Source organism: Bacillus sp. KNSH39 (assembly GCF_052656585.1).
This window is the reverse complement of the sequence record NZ_JBQXYO010000001.1, coordinates 2177762-2199244: the sequence shown is the minus strand read 5'-3', so window position 1 is coordinate 2199244 and position 21483 is coordinate 2177762. Positions and strand designations below refer to the sequence as shown.

13 protein-coding genes are annotated in these 21483 nt (G+C 34.0%); 9 read left to right on the top strand and 4 right to left on the bottom strand.

Annotated features, from left to right (window positions below):
• Positions 1–127: 127 nt before the first annotated feature.
• From ACUL40_RS11060 to mutL, 7 genes are all read left to right on the top strand, one after another.
• Entirely contained in the window at positions 128–1885 is a 1758-nt protein-coding gene (locus tag ACUL40_RS11060; protein ID WP_000625418.1) for a 2-oxoacid:acceptor oxidoreductase subunit alpha, read from the top strand.
• Positions 1872–2738, top strand: a complete 867-nt coding sequence (locus tag ACUL40_RS11055; protein WP_000190155.1) for a 2-oxoacid:ferredoxin oxidoreductase subunit beta — start codon at positions 1872–1874, stop codon at positions 2736–2738. The genes ACUL40_RS11060 and ACUL40_RS11055 overlap by 14 nt, the downstream gene beginning before the upstream one ends.
• Before the next feature lie 430 nt (positions 2739–3168).
• Entirely contained in the window at positions 3169–4698 is a 1530-nt protein-coding gene (gene miaB, locus ACUL40_RS11050; protein ID WP_001005386.1) for a tRNA (N6-isopentenyl adenosine(37)-C2)-methylthiotransferase MiaB, read from the top strand.
• A 3-nt stretch (positions 4699–4701) separates the two neighbouring features.
• A complete protein-coding gene (locus ACUL40_RS11045; protein ID WP_000870461.1) occupies positions 4702–5133 on the top strand; it encodes a RicAFT regulatory complex protein RicA family protein in 432 nt (143 codons plus the stop codon).
• A 124-nt stretch (positions 5134–5257) separates the two neighbouring features.
• Complete coding sequence (gene cotE, locus ACUL40_RS11040) at positions 5258–5800, top strand: outer spore coat protein CotE (protein WP_001288799.1); 543 nt, start codon at positions 5258–5260, stop codon at positions 5798–5800.
• Between the two features lie 180 nt (positions 5801–5980).
• Positions 5981–8653, top strand: a complete 2673-nt coding sequence (gene mutS / locus ACUL40_RS11035; RefSeq protein ID WP_000196021.1) for a DNA mismatch repair protein MutS — start codon at positions 5981–5983, stop codon at positions 8651–8653.
• Between the two features lie 8 nt (positions 8654–8661).
• A complete protein-coding gene (gene mutL / locus ACUL40_RS11030) occupies positions 8662–10605 on the top strand; it encodes a DNA mismatch repair endonuclease MutL (RefSeq protein WP_000516465.1) in 1944 nt (647 codons plus the stop codon).
• 263 nt (positions 10606–10868) lie between these two features.
• On the opposite strand, the gene ACUL40_RS11025 is transcribed toward mutL, so the two are convergent.
• Complete coding sequence (locus ACUL40_RS11025) at positions 10869–11054, bottom strand: hypothetical protein (RefSeq protein WP_000461138.1); 186 nt, start codon at positions 11052–11054, stop codon at positions 10869–10871.
• A 504-nt stretch (positions 11055–11558) separates the two neighbouring features.
• Here ACUL40_RS11025 and ACUL40_RS11020 point away from each other — a divergent pair.
• On the top strand, positions 11559–14342 hold the full coding sequence (locus tag ACUL40_RS11020) for a dynamin family protein (RefSeq protein ID WP_063220790.1): 2784 nt from the start codon (positions 11559–11561) through the stop codon (positions 14340–14342).
• An 85-nt stretch (positions 14343–14427) separates the two neighbouring features.
• On the opposite strand, the gene ACUL40_RS11015 is transcribed toward ACUL40_RS11020, so the two are convergent.
• From ACUL40_RS11015 to ACUL40_RS11005, 3 genes are all read right to left on the bottom strand, one after another.
• Positions 14428–16347 carry an LTA synthase family protein gene (locus ACUL40_RS11015; RefSeq protein WP_000791026.1) on the bottom strand — a complete coding sequence of 640 codons (1920 nt, stop codon included), beginning with the start codon at positions 16345–16347 and terminating at the stop codon, positions 14428–14430.
• Positions 16348–16849: 502 nt separating this feature from the next.
• Positions 16850–18187 (bottom strand): NAD(P)/FAD-dependent oxidoreductase, encoded by a 1338-nt coding sequence (locus ACUL40_RS11010; protein ID WP_445422639.1) that lies wholly within the window; start codon positions 18185–18187, stop codon positions 16850–16852.
• A 265-nt stretch (positions 18188–18452) separates the two neighbouring features.
• Complete coding sequence (locus ACUL40_RS11005; protein WP_000771005.1) at positions 18453–19250, bottom strand: cell wall hydrolase; 798 nt, start codon at positions 19248–19250, stop codon at positions 18453–18455.
• Positions 19251–19542: 292 nt separating this feature from the next.
• Between ACUL40_RS11005 and ACUL40_RS11000 the strand changes: the two genes are divergently transcribed.
• Positions 19543–21384 (top strand): S8 family peptidase, encoded by a 1842-nt coding sequence (locus ACUL40_RS11000; protein WP_000689195.1) that lies wholly within the window; start codon positions 19543–19545, stop codon positions 21382–21384.
• Positions 21385–21483: the final 99 nt, after the last annotated feature.

The following is a 21483-nucleotide window of genomic DNA, read 5'->3' as shown; positions in this document are numbered from 1 at the left end:
ACTAAAGATTCAGGGAAATCAGAAGAGGCATAATTTGCGTCCGTTGTAGTTTATTTGCATAAAAAATGCTAAACTATTACTGTAAAAAAATACACTACAATGAATGCAGCCAAAAGGGGTGTAGGAGATGATTAGTCAACTTTCATGGAAAGTTGGAGGCCAACAAGGTGAAGGAATTGAAAGTACAGGAGAAATCTTCTGTATTGCATTAAACCGATTAGGATATTACCTATACGGTTACCGCCACTTCTCATCACGTATAAAAGGCGGCCATACAAATAATAAAATTCGTGTAAGTACAACAGAAGTACGAGCGATCTCAGATGATTTAGATATTTTAATTGCTTTTGACCAAGAAACAATTGATTTTAATTTCCACGAACTACGTCCAGGTGGAATTGTAGTTGCGGATGCGAAATTTAATCCAACAATACCTGACAATACGGATGTAAATCTATATGTGATACCGTTTACAGATATTGCTTCAGAATTAGGCACATCATTAATGAAAAACATGGTTGCTGTTGGAGCGTCAAGTGCAGTATTAGGATTAGATGAAACAGCTTATTTAGATGTTGTTGAAGAAATCTTTGGTCGTAAAGGAGAGCAAGTCGTTCAAAAGAATATGGATGCAATTAAACGTGGCTCTCAATATATGAAAGAATTACTAGGTGAGAAAGTAAACATGATGCAGCTTGAAAAAGCTGATGGTAAAAAACGCATGTTTATGATTGGGAACGATGCAATCGCATTTGGTGCGGTAGCTGGTGGTGCTCGTTTTATGTCAGCATACCCAATCACACCTGCATCAGAAATTATGGAATACTTAATTAAAAAATTACCGAAAGTTGGCGGAACAGTAATCCAAACTGAGGATGAAATCGCAGCTTGTACAATGGCAATCGGTGCAAACTATGCTGGTGTTCGTACATTAACGGCATCTGCTGGTCCAGGTCTTTCATTAATGATGGAAGCAATCGGTTTAGCAGGTATTACAGAAACTCCATTAGTAATTGTTGATACACAACGTGGCGGCCCAAGTACAGGATTACCAACTAAGCAAGAACAGTCTGACTTAATGGCGATGATTTACGGTACGCATGGTGAAATTCCAAAAATCGTAATGGCGCCAAGTACAGTTGAAGAAGCTTTCTATGACATTGTAGAAGCATTTAACTTATCTGAAGAATATCAAGTTCCTGTTATTTTCTTAACAGATTTACAGCTTTCTTTAGGAAAACAAACAGTAGAACCACTTAAATTAGATAAAGTGGAAATTCGTCGTGGTAAGCTTGATTTAGAAGTAGAATTACCAGAACGTGAAAATAAAGCATACTTCAAGCGTTATGAAGTAACAGAAGACGGCGTTTCACCACGTGTTTTACCTGGTATGAAAAATGGTGTTCACCATGTTACAGGTGTAGAACATGATGAAACTGGAAAACCATCGGAATCAGCAATAAACCGTAAAGATCAAATGGACAAACGTTTCCGTAAAATGGAGAACTTGAAGTTTAATACCCCTGTTTATAAAAATGTTAAGCATGAAGAAGCAGACGTATTGCTTGTTGGATTTAACTCAACTCGTGGTGCGATCGAAGAGGCAATGACGCGTTTAGAACAAGAGGGTATGAAAGTAAACCATGCTCATGTGCGTTTAATTCACCCGTTCCCAACAGCTGAAATCGATCCACTTGTGAAAAAGGCGAAGCGTGTTGTAGTAGTAGAAAACAATGCAACAGGTCAGCTTGCTAACATTATGAAAATGAATCTTGGTAATGGTGAGAAAATTTCTAGTCTTTTAAAATATGATGGAAACCCATTCTTGCCGAAAGAGATTTACAACGAATGCAAAAAAGGGGTTGTATTAAATGGCAACATTTAAGGACTTTCGTAACAGTGTAAAGCCAAACTGGTGCCCAGGTTGCGGAGACTTCTCAGTGCAAGCTGCAATTCAACGTGCGGCAGCTAACGTTGGCCTAAATCCAGATGAACTTGCTGTTATTTCTGGTATCGGCTGTTCAGGCCGTATTTCAGGTTATATTAATTCATATGGTGTGCATAGTATTCATGGTCGTGCCCTTCCAATTGCGCAAGGTGTGAAAATGGCAAATCGTGATTTAACAGTTATCGCTTCAGGTGGTGACGGTGATGGATTTGCGATTGGTATGGGTCATACAATCCATTCTATTCGTCGTAATATCGACATTACGTACATCGTAATGGATAACCAAATTTACGGATTAACAAAAGGGCAAACTTCACCACGTAGTGAAGCTGGATTTAAAACGAAAAGCACACCACAAGGTTCAATTGAACCATCACTAAATGTAATGGAAATGGCCTTAACAGCTGGTGCGACATTTGTGGCGCAAAGCTTTTCGAGTGATTTAAAAGAATTAACACAAATTATTGAAGCTGGTATTAACCATAAAGGATTTTCATTAATTAACGTATTTAGCCCATGTGTTACTTACAATAAAGTAAATACTTACGATTGGTTTAAAGAGAATTTAACGAAACTAAGCACAGTAGAGGGATATGATCCATCTAATCGCATGATGGCTATGCAAACTTTAATGGAAAATAACGGTTTAGTAACAGGGTTAATTTATCAAAATACTAAGCAACCATCATATCAAGAACTTGTTAAAGGCTATAGTGAAGAGCCTTTAGTGAAATCTGATTTAAATATGGATCAGAAAATGTTTGATGAGCTTGTTGCTGAATTTATGTAATGTAAGAAGAGGAGGTTGCCGATTTGGTAACCTTTTTTTATGTACAAAAATATAGGGTAGTCTTATTTACTTAGAAAATTCAGAATGATAAAATAATATATAAATCGTTGTATGAAAATGGCAAGTTCATTGCTTATGAAATGTAAGATAATAAAGGGCCTCTTTATTGTTAAAATTGGCGAAATACATCATACTATGGTAATGTTTATAGGGATAAAGCAATATGCTTTTTGGTAGGACAACAAGAAATGATAAAAAGGGAATGTCTATTTGCGTGGGGAAGACTTCATTCTTATGAATGATTAGATTGATTACTCAAGTTTCAAAGGACAAGTTATCTCTCAAGCTATCTAACCATTTTTGAGGTGAGTCTAGGCGCATTAAAATGGACTATAGAGTATGTATAGTTAAGGGTGAAAGGAGATTACCGATGAACGAGCAACAACGATTAGCAAGTCAACAAGCAAATTCCTCTACGAAAAAAGAAGAGAAAGATTATAGTAAATACTTTGAAAGTGTATATCAACCACCTTCCTTAAAGGATGCGAAAAAGCGCGGGAAAGAAGAAGTTAAAATTGAACGGGATTTTGGCTTACCTGAAGAGTTTCGCAATTTTGGTACAGGAAGAAAGTTCTATATTCGTACATATGGTTGTCAAATGAATGAGCATGATACGGAAGTAATGGCAGGCATTTTCACCGCACTTGGATATGAACCAACTTTTTCAACTGAGGATGCAGATGTAGTTTTATTAAACACTTGTGCAATTCGTGAAAATGCTGAAAATAAGGTGTTTGGTGAGCTAGGCCATTTAAAGTCACTCAAACGAAGAAATCCAGACCTTTTAATTGGTGTATGTGGTTGTATGTCTCAAGAGGAATCTGTTGTAAATAAAATTATGCAAAAAAATCAGCATGTAGATATGGTATTTGGAACGCATAATATTCATAGATTACCGTACATTCTAAAAGATGCGATGTTCTCGAAAGAGACGGTAGTTGAAGTATGGTCAAAAGAAGGTGACGTAATTGAAAACCTTCCGAAAGTACGTCGTGGTGATATTAAAGCTTGGGTAAATATTATGTATGGCTGTGATAAATTCTGTACGTATTGTATTGTACCGTATACACGCGGAAAAGAGCGAAGTAGACGTCCAGAAGATATTATCCAAGAGATTCGTCATTTAGCTGCAAATGGTTATAAAGAAATTACTTTACTTGGTCAAAACGTAAATGCATATGGTAAAGACTTTGAAGATATAGAATACGGTCTTGGCGATTTAATGGACGAACTTCGTAAAGTTGATATTGCCCGTATTCGTTTTACAACGAGCCATCCACGTGATTTCGATGATCACTTAATTGAAGTGCTTGGCAAAGGTGGCAACCTAGTAGAACATATCCATTTACCAGTTCAATCTGGAAGTACGGATATGCTGAAAATTATGGCACGTAAATATTCGCGTGAGCATTATTTAGAACTTGTAAGAAAAATTAAAGAAGCAATTCCAGATGCAGTATTAACAACAGATATTATCGTTGGTTTTCCAAATGAAACAGATGAGCAATTTGAAGAAACGATGTCGTTATATCGTGAAGTAGGGTTTGATACTGCCTTTACATTCATTTACTCTCCTCGCGAAGGTACACCAGCTGCAAAAATGAAAGATAATGTACCGATGGAAGTAAAGAAAGAACGTCTTCAACGCTTAAATACACTAGTAAATACGTTGGCAATTGAAAAGAATAGTCGTTACAAAGGTCAAATTGTAGAAGTGTTAGTTGATGGGGAAAGTAAAAATAATCCGGAAGTACTTGCAGGTTATACTCGTACGAATAAACTTGTAAACTTCGTCGCTTCAAAATCTTTAATTGGTCAGCTTGTGAAAGTAAAAATAACGGAAGCAAAAACTTGGTCTCTTAACGGGGAATTAGTTGAAGAGCCGATTGAGGTGAAATAATAGATGAAAGTATATTCGAAAGATGACATTGTTGAACAAGCGAAAGAATTAGCAAAAATGATTTCTGAAACAGAAGAAGTTGATTTTTTTAAGAAAGCAGAGGCGCAAATTCATAAAAATGAAAATGTAAAGCGCGCAATCGATGAAATTAAAGCACTGCAAAAACAAGCAGTAAACTTGCAACATTACGGGAAATGGGAAGCTTTAAAAAAGGTAGAAGCTGAAATTGATGCATTGCAAGATAAGTTAGACAGTATTCCAGTCGTACAACAATTTAAATCTTCACAAACATACGTAAATGACTTATTACAGTTAGTTGCTAGTACAATTTCTAACAACGTAACAGATGAAATATTAATTTCAACTGGTGGCGATGTACTAAAGGGTGAAACTGGCGCAGCGGTAGAAAGTAAAAAAGGAAATTGTGGTTGTTAAAGAGATGTCATATTGACATCTCTTTTTTTGTGGATTAAACGTAAGGTCTTCTCAAAAAAAGAATGACACATTCCGCTATTGTCACGCATATGATTAAGTGAATAGTGATTGAGGAGGGTTACGAATGTCCGAATTTAGAGAGATTATTACAAAAGCAGTGGTTGGAAAAGGACGTAAGTATACAAAGTCAACGCATACATGTGAATCGAATAATGAGCCAACAAGTATTTTAGGGTGCTGGGTAATTAACCACTCGTACGAAGCAAGAAAGAATGGAAAACATGTGGAAATTGAAGGTTTCTATGATGTGAACACTTGGTATTCATTTGATGGAAATACAAAGACTGAAGTTGTAACAGAACGTGTGAACTACACGGACGAAGTAAGTATTGGTTATCGTGATAAAAACTTTTCTGGTGACGATTTAGAAATTATTGCTCGTGTTATTCAGCCGCCAAATTGTTTAGAAGCACTTGTATCACCAAATGGTAATAAAATTGTTGTAACTGTAGAACGTGAATTTGTAACAGAAGTAGTTGGAGAAACGAAAATTTGTGTAAGTGTAAATCCTGAAGGCTGCGTAGAATCAGATGATGATTTCCAAATTGCTGATGATGAATTTGAAGAATTAGATCCGAACTTTATCGTTGATGCAGAAGAAGAGTAATAGAAAGCTAGGGAGAAGTTCTTCCTAGCTTTTTACTTTACATAAGTGGCGCTGAATGAACATGATTCTTTATGAAATATGTTATAATGAAGAAAGACTCCTGAAATAGGAGATAAGAGTGTCCGTGAAATGCGACATATATGAAAATAGATTATCATGTAAGAATTATGGAGGAAAAGTATGACTCAATATACGCCTATGATACAGCAATATTTAAAGGTTAAGGCAGATTATCAAGATGCCTTTTTATTTTTTCGCTTAGGCGATTTTTATGAAATGTTCTTTGAGGATGCTGTTAAAGCAGCCCATGAACTTGAAATTACATTAACGAGCCGAGATGGTGGTAGTAGTGAACGTATACCAATGTGCGGTGTACCATATCATGCGGCTAAAAACTATATTGAACAACTTGTTGAAAAAGGATATAAAGTAGCTGTTTGTGAGCAAGTAGAAGATCCGAAAACAGCTAAAGGTGTAGTACGTCGTGAAGTAGTACAATTAATTACGCCAGGAACGATGATGGAAGGGCGTACAATTGATGAGAAAGAAAACAACTTCTTAGCCGCATTAACACATTTTGAAGATGGATCATATGCATTAGCTTGTAACGACTTAACGACTGGACAAAATACAGTAACGTTACTGACTGGTTCAGTAGAAGATATTTTATTAGAAGTGTATGCAACTGGTTCGAAAGAAATTGTTGTTGATTCTTCATTTTCTAAAGATGAACTAAACAAGTTAACTGAAACATTGAAAATGACGATTTCGTATGAAGATGCAACGGCAATTCCGGAAGGATTAGAACATCTTGTGAAAAATGTTTCACAAGCAAAATTAATTAAAGCAGTTGGACGTTTATTTAACTATGTAATAAGAACGCAAAAACGTTCTTTAGATCATTTGCAACCAGTAGAAATTTATTATACGAATCAATTTATGAAAATTGATGTACATTCAAAGCGAAACTTAGAACTGACAGAAACACTTCGGACGAAAGAAAAAACAGGATCACTATTATGGTTATTGGACAAGACGAAAACAGCTATGGGTGGTCGTATGTTAAAACAGTGGATGGAACGTCCACTTATACAGAAAGAAAGAATTGAAGAGCGTTTAGAAATGGTTGAAACGTTTGTAAATGATTACTTCTTACGTGAAGATTTAAAAGAAAAGTTAAAAGAAGTATATGATTTAGAACGCTTAGCAGGAAAAGTTGCATTTGGTAACGTAAATGCAAGAGACTTATTACAATTAAGACGTTCATTACTTCAAGTGCCAGCTATTTTAGAAGCAATTAGTTTGTTAGATAACGCTTATGCATCGAGATTAATTCAAGGTGCAGATCCATGTGAAAGCTTAACAGAATTACTAGGAAGAAGTATTCAAGAAAACCCACCGCTTTCAATTAAAGATGGAGATATTATTAAAGATGGTTATAATGACAAGCTTGATCAATATCGTTACGTGAGTAAAAACGGGAAAACGTGGATTGCTGAGCTTGAAAAAAGAGAACGTGATATTACTGGAATTAAATCGTTAAAAATCGGATACAACCGTATTTTCGGTTACTACATTGAAGTAACGAAAGCGAATCTTGCAGCACTTCCAGAAGGTCGCTATGAACGTAAACAGACGCTTGCTAATGCTGAACGTTTCATTACAGATGAACTGAAAGAAAAAGAAACGTTAATTTTAGAAGCAGAAGAAAAAATTGTACAACTAGAATACGATTTATTTACAGCGCTTCGTGAAGAAGTAAAAGTATTTATTCCGAAATTACAACATTTAGCAAAAGTAATTAGTGAATTAGACGTACTGCAAAGTTTTGCGACAGTTAGTGAAGAAGAACAGTTTGTAAAACCTGTACTAACAACGAAGCGTGAAATCTTTATTAAAGATGGTCGTCATCCTGTCGTTGAAAAAGTATTGAACGGGAAATTGTATGTACCGAATGATTGTATTATGCCAGAGAAGATGGATGTCTTTTTAATTACAGGACCGAACATGTCTGGTAAAAGTACGTATATGAGACAATTAGCACTTGTAACTGTTATGTCGCAAATCGGTTGTTTCGTACCAGCAACAGAAGCAGTATTACCTGTATTTGATCAAATCTTTACGAGAATTGGTGCAGCGGATGATTTAATATCAGGTCAAAGTACATTTATGGTCGAAATGTTAGAAGCGAAAAATGCAATTGCAAACGCATCAGAAAGAAGTTTAATTTTATTCGATGAAATTGGACGAGGTACATCTACCTATGATGGTATGGCACTTGCACAAGCAATCATTGAACATATTCATGACCAAATTGGTGCAAAAACGTTATTCTCTACGCATTATCATGAATTGACTGTGTTAGAAGAGAGTTTAGATCAACTGAAAAATGTACACGTTTCAGCAATTGAAGAGAATGGAAAAGTAGTATTCCTTCATAAAATTCAAGACGGGGCAGCTGATAAAAGTTACGGAATTCACGTTGCGCAACTTGCAGAGCTTCCAGATAGCTTAATCGCCCGCGCGAAAGAAGTGTTAGCACAGCTAGAAGGACAGGAAGAAATTATTATTCCAAAACGAGTAGAAGTGAAAGTACAAGAAGCTGCTCCAGAACCTGTAGTTGTAAAAGAGGAAATAGCAGAAATACAGGAAACGAAAGTAGAGACTGAAGAAGAATCGCAACTATCTTTCTTTGGAGGAGAACAGTCTTCGAAGAAACAAGACAAACCTCTGCTAGATCAAAAAGAAACAGCAGTATTGGCGCAAATTAAAAAAATCGATTTACTTGATATGACACCTTTAGAAGCGATGAACGAATTGTATCGCTTACAGAAAAAGTTAAAGAAAGGATGAGTAAGTAGATGGGGAAAATTCGCAAACTCGATGACCAACTCTCTAACTTAATTGCGGCAGGGGAAGTAGTAGAGCGCCCTGCTTCAGTCGTAAAAGAACTTGTGGAAAATTCTATCGATGCGAATAGTACATCTATTGAAATCCACTTAGAAGAAGCTGGGTTATCGAAAATTCGTATCATTGATAACGGTGATGGTATTGCAGAAGAAGACTGTATCGTCGCTTTTGAACGCCATGCGACGAGTAAAATTAAAGATGAAAACGATCTGTTTCGCATAAGAACACTCGGTTTCCGCGGTGAGGCATTGCCGAGTATTGCCTCTGTTAGTGAATTAGAATTAATTACTAGCACAGGTGATGCGCCTGGTACACACCTCATAATTAAAGGTGGAGACATTATAAAACAAGAGAAAACTGCGAGCCGAAAAGGAACAGATATTACAGTACAAAACTTATTCTTTAATACACCAGCGCGTCTTAAATATATGAAAACCATTCATACGGAGCTCGGGAATATTACAGATATCGTGTATCGTATTGCAATGTCACATCCAGAAGTATCGTTAAAACTGTTTCATAATGAAAAGAAATTGCTTCATACATCAGGTAACGGTGATGTAAGACAAGTACTTGCATCGATTTACAGTATTCAAGTTGCGAAGAAGCTTGTTCCAATTGAAGCTGAATCTTTAGACTTTACAATTAAAGGCTATGTAACATTACCAGAAGTAACGAGAGCATCTCGTAATTATATGTCAACGATCGTAAATGGTCGTTACGTTCGAAACTTTGTACTAATGAAAGCAATTCAGCAAGGCTACCATACATTACTGCCAGTTGGCCGGTATCCAATTGGCTTCTTATCGATTGAAATGGATCCAATGCTAGTTGACGTTAACGTACATCCAGCGAAGTTAGAGGTTCGTTTTAGTAAAGAACAAGAATTGCTAAAGCTGATCGAAGAAACATTGCAAGCTGCATTTAAAAAAATACAGCTCATTCCAGATGCAGGCGTAACAACGAAGAAAAAAGAAAAAGACGAAAGTGTGCAAGAACAGTTCCAGTTTGAGCATGCGAAGCCGAAAGAACCATCTATGCCGGACATTGTTTTACCAACTGGCATGGATGCAAAACAAGAAGAACCGCAGGCTGTGAAACAGCCACCACAACTGTGGCAACCGCCGAAACAAGAATGGCAACCACCACAGTCGCTCATAAGAGAAGAACAAAGTTGGCAACCATCCACTAAACCGATAATCGAAGAACCAATTCAAGAAGAGAAATCGTGGGATAGTAATGAAGAGGATTTTGAACTAGAGGAATTAGAAGAAGAAGTTCGGGAAATAAAAGAGATTGAAATGAACGGGAATGACTTACCACCGCTTTATCCAATTGGACAAATGCATGGAACATATATTTTCGCTCAAAATGATAAAGGCTTATATATGATTGACCAGCATGCCGCGCAGGAACGTATTAATTATGAATACTTCCGTGATAAAGTAGGAAGGGTAGCGCAAGAAGTACAAGAGTTACTTGTACCGTACCGTATTGATCTATCTCTTACTGAATTTTTACGTGTCGAAGAACAGTTAGAAGAACTAAAAAAAGTTGGGCTATTTTTAGAACAATTCGGCCATCAATCCTTTATCGTCCGCTCGCATCCAACATGGTTCCCGAAAGGACAAGAAACAGAAATTATCGATGAAATGATGGAGCAAGTTGTCAAACTAAAAAAAGTGGATATTAAAAAGTTACGTGAAGAAGCAGCCATCATGATGAGCTGTAAAGCATCCATTAAAGCGAATCAATATTTAACGAACGATCAAATATTTGCCTTACTGGAAGAATTACGTACAACAACAAACCCATACACATGCCCACACGGAAGACCGATTCTTGTGCATCATTCTACTTATGAGTTGGAGAAGATGTTTAAGAGGGTTATGTAGAGTGAATAAATTATATTTCAAAAGGGAGCAACATTTACTGTTGCTCCCTTTTCATATGTAGATTTAATAGTTAAACGAGAATATGGTGGAGTAATTTTACCGTTTATTTCTTGGTTGTGTTAGCTTAAATTTATCTATGTATAAAAAAGCGCTGTATACAGCACTTTTTAAAATGTGCATGAATTGTATCATTACTAACTAAATAACTATGCATGGTTGAATGTTGCTTCTTATTTAGCTAATTGTTATAAAGATCTATACAATTACTTATTTTTATTATTATTAATTTTTTCAGTGTATAGAACTTGCTCTTTATAGTGCTTCTTAATTGGGAAGTTATGTGTACCTGTGCCGTTCTTGAATTTTTTATCAATGGGGTTCTTTAGAGGAACTGTTGTAGTTTCAGTAAATTCATATGGGTAATTTATTTTAGATTTATCTTCAAACATGAAAATGCCTCCTTTTAGGATCTCCTAAATTCTTTACTATAACATGATATGCATATAGATATTTTTTGGACTAGTTATTTATATAGGTTAATGGAATTTAATTACATAACTACTGAAACATTTTAAAGGAAAACAATTTGAGAAAGAAATGGTATGAATAGCTGTTGGCTCCTATTGTTGTTTTTTTGTTTGACAGCACAGTTAATTATGTATATAAATTCAATATAGATTGTTTTTATAATATGGTTTATATGGGATTTTCTTGATAATATAATGTGGAATATTATAGTGTTATTAGGTTATTAGGAACATTTAATGCTGTTTCATAACTGAAAGGTAATTGAAAAAAAACTGAAACTTTTCTCATAAAAATTCAATCTAACTTGAAAAATGAAAGGAAAATGAAATTTTCCAAAAGATATTCTTTGTTAAGATAAAAAGCATACATACAAAAAGTATTGACATATCTTAAAAATGTATTTTCAAGATATAGTGGGGGAAAAGATGAGATTAGAAAAACAATTAATAAAAAAGATGTATTATGAAACATTCCTAATGGAGAATGAAACAAAACCAACTCTTGACGTACTTGGACAAGCTTATGTAAACGAAGAAAAAAATGAGATTTCTGATGGGTCTTATATTCGTTTTGCACAAGGTGAATTTTATTATCGTCATCAAGATTTTGAAGCAGCTATTTTTAAATGGGAGAAGGTTAGTAATGAATTAGCACCATGGGCACAAAAAAATATTGCGGATGCTTATTTCGAACTGAATCAGTTATCATTTGCTGAAAATATTTATACTTCTATTACTACTGATAATAAAATATTGATGACCGAAATTAGACTACAATTACTTTCTCTTTACATTGAGCAAAATAATTTTGACTCAGCTTTCGGTGTTATTAAAGAAGCAGTTTCTTTAAATCCTGATTATCCGAATGTCACAAAAATTGCCCGTTCCTTTTATGAGGAACAGCAAGATTTTGATAGTGCAGTAGAGCTTGCTGTGAATGAGTTAATTCGCATAGAATCGTATCCTTGGTTTGAGGTGTTAAAAGGATATATCGATAAAGGGTTTACTAAACATATTTCACCAGACTATTTTTATGATGCATTAGCTACATTAAATAATGTAGATCAAGTACAATTTACGCAAATGGTTTCATCACTCTGGAACAGTTATAAAAATGAAAAAAATTACTTATTGTGGCTTAACACAATAAATGAATTTTTCTTACATATTGAAATACATTCGTCCGATATATGGAACAAAGTTTCTGCTCTTTACGAAGAAACGTACTTTGCATTAATTCAAGGTCAATATACGCTTAGACAATTAAACGATATCATACCAAATCTGTTAGCAAATTGGTTAAAGGTAGTCAATCCATCTTATGCTGTATTTCCATCTGCAGCTGTATTGGCATGGGATGAGATTTTCCCTTCCAAAATAGATTCAGCAAATATAGAACATGCGGAAAACTTACTGTCACATTCTATTAATCATGTAAATGGCTTAGAGTACAGCTTACACCTTTTTGAATCTATTACACAGTGGGCACAAAAGCAGAATATAGAAATAGGTCACCGATTTAAATGGTTAGTTGACGAGCTCGCAGATTTAAGAACAAATCGTATTTTAGTAACGGGAACTTCAGGGAACGGAAAAACTACATTTATTAACTCTATATTAGGAGAAAATATATTAGAAAAATCAATTTCAAATGTAGTAGTTTTAAAAAATGATGCTCATATAGAAATAAACGCTATAACAGACTCAGCAATTACAACAACGGAAGATGTCTCTGATTACCATAATATGATGTCTCAGCACCATCAAACATATAGAGATAGAGCGTGTGTTGAATTTAAATTACCATGCAGATTTTTAAATGAAAATAAACTTACATTTGTAGTGACACCTGGCTTTAATAGGAATAACGACACTAGAGATGAGATATTCGAATATTTAAATTCTGTAGACGAATTACTGTTCGTATTGAATGCGGATTCACCTTTTACTGATAAAGAACGTGACATTCTATTAAGTATTCAAGAACATACGCCAAATTTACAAATTCATTTCTTATTAAATAAAATCGATAACATTTACAGTGAAGCAGAAGTGAAAAGGGTATTACATGATACGGCAACGAGAATAAACACATATTTCCCGTATGCAAGAATTTTCCCTTATTCCTCGTTATATACAAGTAGTCAACAATTAAATGATTTAACTGAGTTTATTCATTTTAACTTTAATCATAAAAATATCGATGCAGAACGTACTGAAAAGTTATTATTTTTCATTCGAAAAACAATTACATATCTTTTGGATAAACGTGTTGAGAAAGAAAATAATCTGGTGGATGCTATTAATTGGAATGAAGATATGCTAGTGAAACTAAACGGTAGCATTAATAACCTTACTACATTTGAGAGGGAAAAAATTCATTTCATTACACAATCATATCGTTCAATGAAGACTGAAATTACAAATGATCTTACTGAAAATATTCCGAAGATATTAAAGAGCTGTTCTAATTTAATTAGTGAAGAAAGTGATTTCGGGCACATGGATACGGAACTAAATAAAGCAATGAATGAAAGAGTGCATAAATATTTAGAACAAACTGTGTTACCTAATCTGGCTCTTTCTATGCAAAATTGGATTGCAACTTCTAATAATGAGCTTCTTCAAAGTCAAACGTATTTAGAAGAACTTAGTGAAGGGCTTAATTCACTATTTGGAGAAAATAGAATACAGTTAGAATGTGACTTTAAAGTGCTTGATGACTGGCGCAGAGATACTGACAGGATGACGACTAGAATACAAATGGATGAAGTAAATATTTTACGTCGATTTACGCCAGCACAATTTTTACTGAAAAGTGCCGGTAAATTGTTTGGAGTTCTTCCTAAAAATAAATCTATGCTATATAACAAATACAAACAGTATGTAGAAAATGAAGATTATACTGAAGTAACGGCTTCTATTATGAAGAAATTTTTCTTGCAATTTGAGCTATTTGAAAACACACAAGAGCGAGATATTCATATATTCTTTAGGAATCCATTTAACTGTTTGAAACAAACTGTAGAAAATATGCAATTAGAAATACAAGAAAAACAAGAGCTGTTACATAAGATGAAATCAAATCCTGAAGTCTATCATGATTCTATCATGCTCTTTGAATTGAGATTACGTCAATGTGAAGTGATTTTACATATAGGTGATGATCATACTTATACAGATGTAAGTTTAGAGACAAGCGTAGAATAAAAGTGAAATATATGAAACTGCATCATGTATTAGAAGAGAATAAAAGGGAGCAACTCATTACAGTTGCTCCCTTTTCATATTTACATTATTTTTCTGTTTCTTTAATTTTAGTTTGTACTTCGCCAGTTTTAATTTTATTGCTTTCTGAGAAGCGTAATAAATCGCCTTCAATAATTTTGTCAGACATTCGTAATTCATTTTGGGCACGTTTAATGAGGGCTTGAGCTTCTTTTTTTGGTAAATCTACAATTTCACCTGTTATACGGTCGTAGAAAGTGTTGTTTTTGTATGCATACTTATCTGTAACGAAGCTACCATCACGTAAAACAACAAAGCCAGTATATTCATCTGAAAACATATCATGGCCAAAACGAATATCATTCGTAGAATCAACACCTAATAAATTTAGAATAGTAGGTTTCATATCGATTTGTCCTGTAGGCTTTGAAATCGTTTCACCTTCTGTTTGGCCAGGCATATGAATATATAAAGGTGTACGTTGTAAATTCAGAGTATCAAATTCTGTTATTTGATCTTTTTCTAAAAACTGTGCCATTGCACGATTATGTTTTTCAGAAATGCCATAATGATCACCATATAAAACAATAATAGAATCATCATACATTCCCTCAGCTTTTAAACGCTCAATAAATTTTTTAATGGATTCGTCTAAGTAACGTGCTGTTACGATGTAACGATCAAATACGCCATTACCAGAGTTGTATGGTTCAATGAATTTTGTATCTTCATCATACGTAAATGGATAATGGTTTGTTAAAGTAAGGAAACGAGCGTAAAATGGTTGATCAACAGTTTTTAATATATCTACTGATTGATCAAAGTACTCGATATCTTTTAAGCCCCAATTTAAATTTGTTTCAGGCGTAATTTTGTAATCAAGTTCATTATAGTAACGATCATAACCGAGAGCAGAATACATAATGTTACGATTCCAAAATGTTGCATTATTCGCATGGAATACAGAAGTGAAATAACCTTGCTGACGTAAAATTTCTGGAGTTGCAGTATAATCATTGTTACCGTGTGTAAAGAATACAGCTCCTCGATTTAATGGATACAACGACGTATCGATTAGAAATTCAGAATCAGATGTTTTCCCTTGACCAGTTTGATGGAAAAAGTTATCAAAGTAATAACTTTCATTTATGAATTCATTTAGGAATGGTGTAACTTCTTGCCCGTTCACTGATGCGCCTATTAAGAAGGTCTGCAAGGATTCAAGAGTGACGACAATTACGTTTTTTCCTTTCGCTGCACCAAACATATTAGGGTTTGGCTCGCTTTGATTTGCTTTTACGTAGTTTTCAGTTTCTTGTAATTTACTACTATCAGCAAGTGCTTTTTGTGACCCAGCTTTTACTTGCAGTGTTAAGTCATATACTTGGTGAGTATATAAGCCTAAATTTTTGACAAGCATGACTCGGTCGAATGATCTTGTTAATAATTCAGGGCGCTCTTTTTCTGCAAGATGTAGATTCGCAAAGAATACACCAATCGTTAAAAGAAAGTATAACAAGCGCGTAGAATGAGTTACACGTTCTGTTTTAAAGACCAATGATTTCTTTTTTAATAAAATAAAGAAGAAAACAATGTCTACGAATGCGAGTATAATTTTGTAGTTTAATATTTCTATAATACTGCCGCCTAATTGGCCGAAGTTTGAGGTTTGTCCAAGTACTGGTAATGTAACGAAATCACTATAAAAATCATAGAACATTACATTTCCAACAAGCACGATTGTTAATAAGAAATTAATACAGAGCGCTATATAATTTCGCTTTTCACCAGTTGCAAATAATGCTAATCCAACAAATGCTAATGATGCGGCTAGAGGGCTAATAAACAAAATGAGCTCTTGCGTTGAAGACTCGATTTTTAAATCAAAACTGAATCGCGTAATAAGATATGTTTTTAACCATACCGCTAAAGCCATTATTATAACAAAACTTATATTTTGCATTTGTAAATTTATTTTGTTCTTCATTTTTACACCTTCTTTATATAATTTATTTAACTAAAGTTATATATTATGTTTTTATAACTATTAGAGTGTAATGAACCATTTAGACTTTGTTTTCTAAAGGGAATAATTTGAAGTATTCATATATATACAATGGGGATTTTTAAAGCGTAGTAGCATAAATATAACTCTTTTTGAGAAACGGGCAGAACAAGTCATAGTTGTAGTGAAATTGACTTATAGACATCCTACCATATTAAACACTATGATGATGTTACAAAATATCGAACAAATAAAAGTGAAAATGGATAGAGACTTTTAAAACTGTTGACATTCAATTTATTAGAATTGAATGTCAATCGTTTTAAATATACAGTTATATTACATATGTATTTTGTAAAATCCCGATTTTTTGTCGGTTAATTATTAGCAGGGAAGGATAGGGGGTTTATTAATATAATTTTACTATATGTAAGTAAAGTGTTTTGAAATTGAAAATATTTGACTGACATTTTAATGATAGAAATTAAATGTCAGATAAGTACTTTCCAACATACAGACCACTTGCAGCTGCTTGAGATAATGAATGCGTAACGCCTGAACAATCTCCAATTAAAAATAGCCCATGTATACTAGTTTCAAAATGATTATTAATTTTTATCGTAGGAGCATAGAACTTTCCATCAATTCCATATAGTAAAGTATGTTGATCAATAGGTTCTTGTATAAATTGTTCTAAACGTAATAAAAATTCTTTGAGCCCTTCAATATATAATTGAGGAATTTCTTGATTCAAATCTCCATAATCCCCCTGTAGTGTAGGCTGTATACGGCTATGTTCCATGCTGTTTTCCGCCGTAGGTTGTTTCTTTAGTAAGTCCTCTAAGCGCTGTATAACAATCCGATCTCGTCCTTGGTTAATGCCTTTAATAATTGAACTTGCGTATACATTTGCTTCTTTGAGAGTTGGAAAATAGCTAGGAATAAATAAAGTGAAATTTAAATTAGAAGTGCCAGTTCCTTGCTCTCGAAAATTTTGACCGTCAGGCATAACTAAACCTTCTTCGTACTTTCGAATGATGTGTCCTTTTGGATTCATACAGTAAGTAGTTGCTGTGAAATGCTCACCTTGATAAGAAAGTTTTGTTTCAAAAGTATCTTTTAATATAGAACGTAATTGATGTTCTTTCATTTCTACTCTAATTCCTAAATCTACACGTGTTTGCTCCTGAGAAATATTTAGGGAACTGCACATTTCTTTTAACCAATCGGCCCCAGAGCGCCCAGTTGCAAATACTAGTTGCTTAGTTTGAACTGTTCCTTGATTTGTATCTATTGTAAAATGATCTTCCTGTTTCAGAATATGTTGTACATCTATATGAAATTGAATCTTTATTTTCGTCAGTAAAAATTCATAGAGCTGCTGAAAAATGTTACTGGAAAGTGTAGTACCAAGATGTCTTACTTCTGTTGTTAGCATTTGTAAACCACACGCTTCAGCTCTCTTAGTGAGACTTGAATTTTCAGTAGAATATTTTGAAACCGAACTTCCACCAAACTGACATAGAATTTCATCTACTTCAGCCATGAGTTGTAAAAAACCCTCTTTACCGACTTTTTTCTCAAGTTCTCCGCCAAATCCGTTTGTATAATTAAATTTCCCTTCAGATTTGCCTAAACCACCAAACCCGAAATATTTATCACATGTAGTACAATTACACACTTTTCCTTCGTCTAAAGGACAATGGCGATCTTCTAGCGCTTTACCTTTATCAAGAATTAAAACTTTTTTGTTACTTTTAGCTAGTGAATAAGCCATAAAAATGCTACTTACTCCAGCGCCGATAATCGTAACATCATACATATTCTTCCACCTGCTAACGAATAGTTTGTTTTTTATTTTTCTAGTGTATAACAATTTTATGAAGTTAAGAAATAGCTTTTATTAATAAAGTGGGAGTTTTTGAACTTGATGCTTTATTAATTTCTACGAGTGGTGGAGTAAATACAAAAATTTTTATTTGAAAGAAGAAACAGTTTAAAAAATAACTATGTCATATGATTAATAACATCTTACATAGAAAAAAACAGACCTTTTAAGTGAAGAGGTCTGTTAATGATTTTAAATCTTATTTAGCAAACACATGATTACCAATTACTGCTACTGTTTGACGTGTCGTAATCCACTTGTCCGTTGATGTTTTTGGATTGTAGAAATAAATCCAGTCTGAATCTACTCCATTTGTGGAGATAGCCTCTTCTACAGCCATTTTTGCTTCTGCACTTGCAGGTTGATTAATTCTTCCATCTGTAACAGGAGTAAATGCATATCCGTATTTAATAGGTTCATAAATAACGCCTGTTATTGTATTTGGAAAACCTTTTGCATTTACACGATTTAGTATAACTTTGGCTACTGCTACTTTTCCTTTATAGGATTCGCCACCTGCTTCAGCGGTAACTAAGCGTGCCATTAAGTCTTTTTCTTTTTGTGAAATACTTGAGTTGATTTTTAAATGTTGTCCTGTATAAAGCTTGTTTCCGACTGTATTGTTCATTTGTTTTATAGATTGGACAGTGACATTGTAACGCTTTGCTATCGTTTCTAATGAATCTCCCGGTTGTACTTGATAAATAATTTGTTCAGAAATGTTCGCAGGCTTGGCATTTTGAGGAACAGTGATTTCATTTGATTTCACGGACCCTGGAATATGTAACTGTTCGCCAATAAAGGTTTTATCGTTTCCTTTATTATTAGCCTGTTTAATGGATTGTATTGAAACTCCGTATTGTTTACTAATGCCCCAAAGTGTATCGTTCTTTTTTACTGTATGAATGGTAGAAGCTTCAGCTGTACTTTGACTACATACGAATGTAATTGCGGCCGCAGATAAAGGAATTATATGTTTTATTTTTAGTAATTTCATTGTAAATCCTCCTAAGAAAAAATTAAGGTGAAACGATTAAGTAATGTAGTTTGAAATGTGTATATGCGTAATATATTAATGTAAGTATATTAGCACATATAAAATAAATAATCACTATAAGTTTCATATTCGTTTAGTGTAGAGTCAGAATATGAAATATTGCATATGAAAATACATTGAAGTTCATATTTCTGATTACTATAATCTATTTAGTAGAAAGGGAATACGTTATAGAATTAATCATTATAGATTAATATAATGATTAATAATTATTAATAGGAGGATTGATGTAATGAAAATATTTCAAAAAATGTGTGCGTCAACTGTAATCATTACAACACTTTTAGGAACAGGAGGCACTATCAATAGTGTATATGCTGATTCTATAGAACAGCAGAGTAAATTAGGGATAGAACAAGAAACAGATAAGCAAATCATTGTAAAATTTAAAGCGGATTTGGATTTGCCATATGAAGATGGTATTGAAAAACAAATACAATCTCAAACGAATGATAAAATAATAAAAGATCTTTTGACAGAATATCCAGATGTAACATTTACTCGTTTATTCACATCTGTAAGCCCGGAACAAATACAAAACCTTGAAGTGAAAGCACCTAATCATGTATCTACAAGTCTATTAAACTACTATATTCTTCAAAATCAAAATAGTGGGTATGAAGAAGAAATAGTAGATAAGTTAAAGGCATCTTCTTTAATAGAAGATGCGTATATGAAGAAACAAGAGAAAATAATGCCACCTGAAGTGCAATCATCAAGTGTAGCTCTTAATCCTAATAACAATCCTAGATTTAAAAAACAAGGTTATCTTGAAGCAGCCCCATACGGTATTAATGCGCCTTTCGCCTGGGGAATTCAAGGCGGTAATGGAAATGGTATTACTTTTGTTGATATGGAATACGGATGGCTATTAAATCATGAGGATTTATTACATCAAAATATTGAATTAATGTCTGGAAGAAATATAGATCAGCATGTCGGTCATGGGACGTCTGTACTAGGAATTGTATCCTCTGAGGACAATGAAGTCGGGAATATTGGGATTGCGCCAAAAGCGAAAGCAAAGGTTATCTCTCAAATAAGAGATAACGGACAGTATAATACGGCTGATGCAATATTAAGCGCTGTAAATCAGTTAGAAGCTGGGGATGTTTTATTATTAGAGGCGCAAGCATCCTTTGATGGATATGGTGATAAATATTTACCTGTTGAAGTACAACCAGATATTTTTGATGCAATTCGTGCTGGTACAGATAAAGGGATTGTAATTATAGAGGCTGGAGCAAATGGGTGGAATGATTTAGACCAGTTCAAAGATAGAAAAGGTAAGCAAGTCTTAAATCGTAATAGTAAAGATTTTAAAGATTCGGGTGCAATTATGGTAGGCGCTGGCTCTTCATCTTTCCCTCATGAACGTATGTGGTTTTCGAATTATGGAAGCCGTATTGATGTGTACGGATGGGGAGAAAATGTAGATACAACTACAGCTGAACAAAGTAGAAGTGCTGTAAATCTATATACTTCAAGCTTTAGCGGAACATCTAGTGCCTCGCCAATTATTGCTGGGGCAGCGACTTTAGTACAAAGCATTGCTAAAGAAAATTTAGGACAACCATATAGACCTAGTGAACTAAGAGCAATATTAAGCAACCAGAGCACAGGAACAAAATCTAAAGATCCATATGCAGATAAAATTGGTGTTTTACCAGATTTGAAGTCTATACTAGTAAACTTAGGCTATGAACAAAGAAAACCAAACGGTGGGAATGAATTACAAGTAACAGAAAATGAACCAAATAATGAGCCTAGACAGGCAAATAAAGTTAACTTTCATACACCGGTGAAAGGAATGCTACATAATAGTGATAGAGTAGATGTATTTACTTTCCAAATTGACTCGCCGGAAAATATTAATATTTCTCTACTAAATGAACAAAATATCGGAATGACATGGGTACTTCATCATGAATCAGATTTAAATAACTATGTAGCATATGGTGAAAATGAAGGCAATGTAGTTAAAGGAACTTATAATGCAAAGCCAGGTAAATATTATTTATACGTCTATAAATATGAGAATACAGATGGTTCATACGTATTGAACATAAAATAAGTAAAAGGAACTTCAGATGAAGTTCCTTTAAATTTTTCTAATTTAGTATATGTGAATGATTTTTTAACTTTACTTCTATGCAATATTTCATATTGATGA

Excerpts from the sequence above, each read along its gene's own strand:
- ACUL40_RS11010 (WP_445422639.1), bottom strand. The coding sequence starts at position 18,187 with ATGTATGATGTTACGATTATCGGCGCTGGAGTAAGTAGCATTTTTATG.
- ACUL40_RS11005 (WP_000771005.1), bottom strand. The coding sequence starts at position 19,250 with ATGAAATTACTAAAAATAAAACATATAATTCCTTTATCTGCGGCCGCA.
- ACUL40_RS11015 (WP_000791026.1), bottom strand. The coding sequence starts at position 16,347 with ATGAAGAACAAAATAAATTTACAAATGCAAAATATAAGTTTTGTTATA.
- mutL (WP_000516465.1), top strand. The coding sequence starts at position 8,662 with ATGGGGAAAATTCGCAAACTCGATGACCAACTCTCTAACTTAATTGCG.
- ACUL40_RS11020 (WP_063220790.1), top strand. The coding sequence starts at position 11,559 with ATGAGATTAGAAAAACAATTAATAAAAAAGATGTATTATGAAACATTC.
- miaB (WP_001005386.1), top strand. The coding sequence starts at position 3,169 with ATGAACGAGCAACAACGATTAGCAAGTCAACAAGCAAATTCCTCTACG.
- ACUL40_RS11025 (WP_000461138.1), bottom strand. The coding sequence starts at position 11,054 with ATGTTTGAAGATAAATCTAAAATAAATTACCCATATGAATTTACTGAA.
- ACUL40_RS11000 (WP_000689195.1), top strand. The coding sequence starts at position 19,543 with ATGAAAATATTTCAAAAAATGTGTGCGTCAACTGTAATCATTACAACA.
- ACUL40_RS11045 (WP_000870461.1), top strand. The coding sequence starts at position 4,702 with ATGAAAGTATATTCGAAAGATGACATTGTTGAACAAGCGAAAGAATTA.
- ACUL40_RS11055 (WP_000190155.1), top strand. The coding sequence starts at position 1,872 with ATGGCAACATTTAAGGACTTTCGTAACAGTGTAAAGCCAAACTGGTGC.
- mutS (WP_000196021.1), top strand. The coding sequence starts at position 5,981 with ATGACTCAATATACGCCTATGATACAGCAATATTTAAAGGTTAAGGCA.
- ACUL40_RS11060 (WP_000625418.1), top strand. The coding sequence starts at position 128 with ATGATTAGTCAACTTTCATGGAAAGTTGGAGGCCAACAAGGTGAAGGA.
- cotE (WP_001288799.1), top strand. The coding sequence starts at position 5,258 with ATGTCCGAATTTAGAGAGATTATTACAAAAGCAGTGGTTGGAAAAGGA.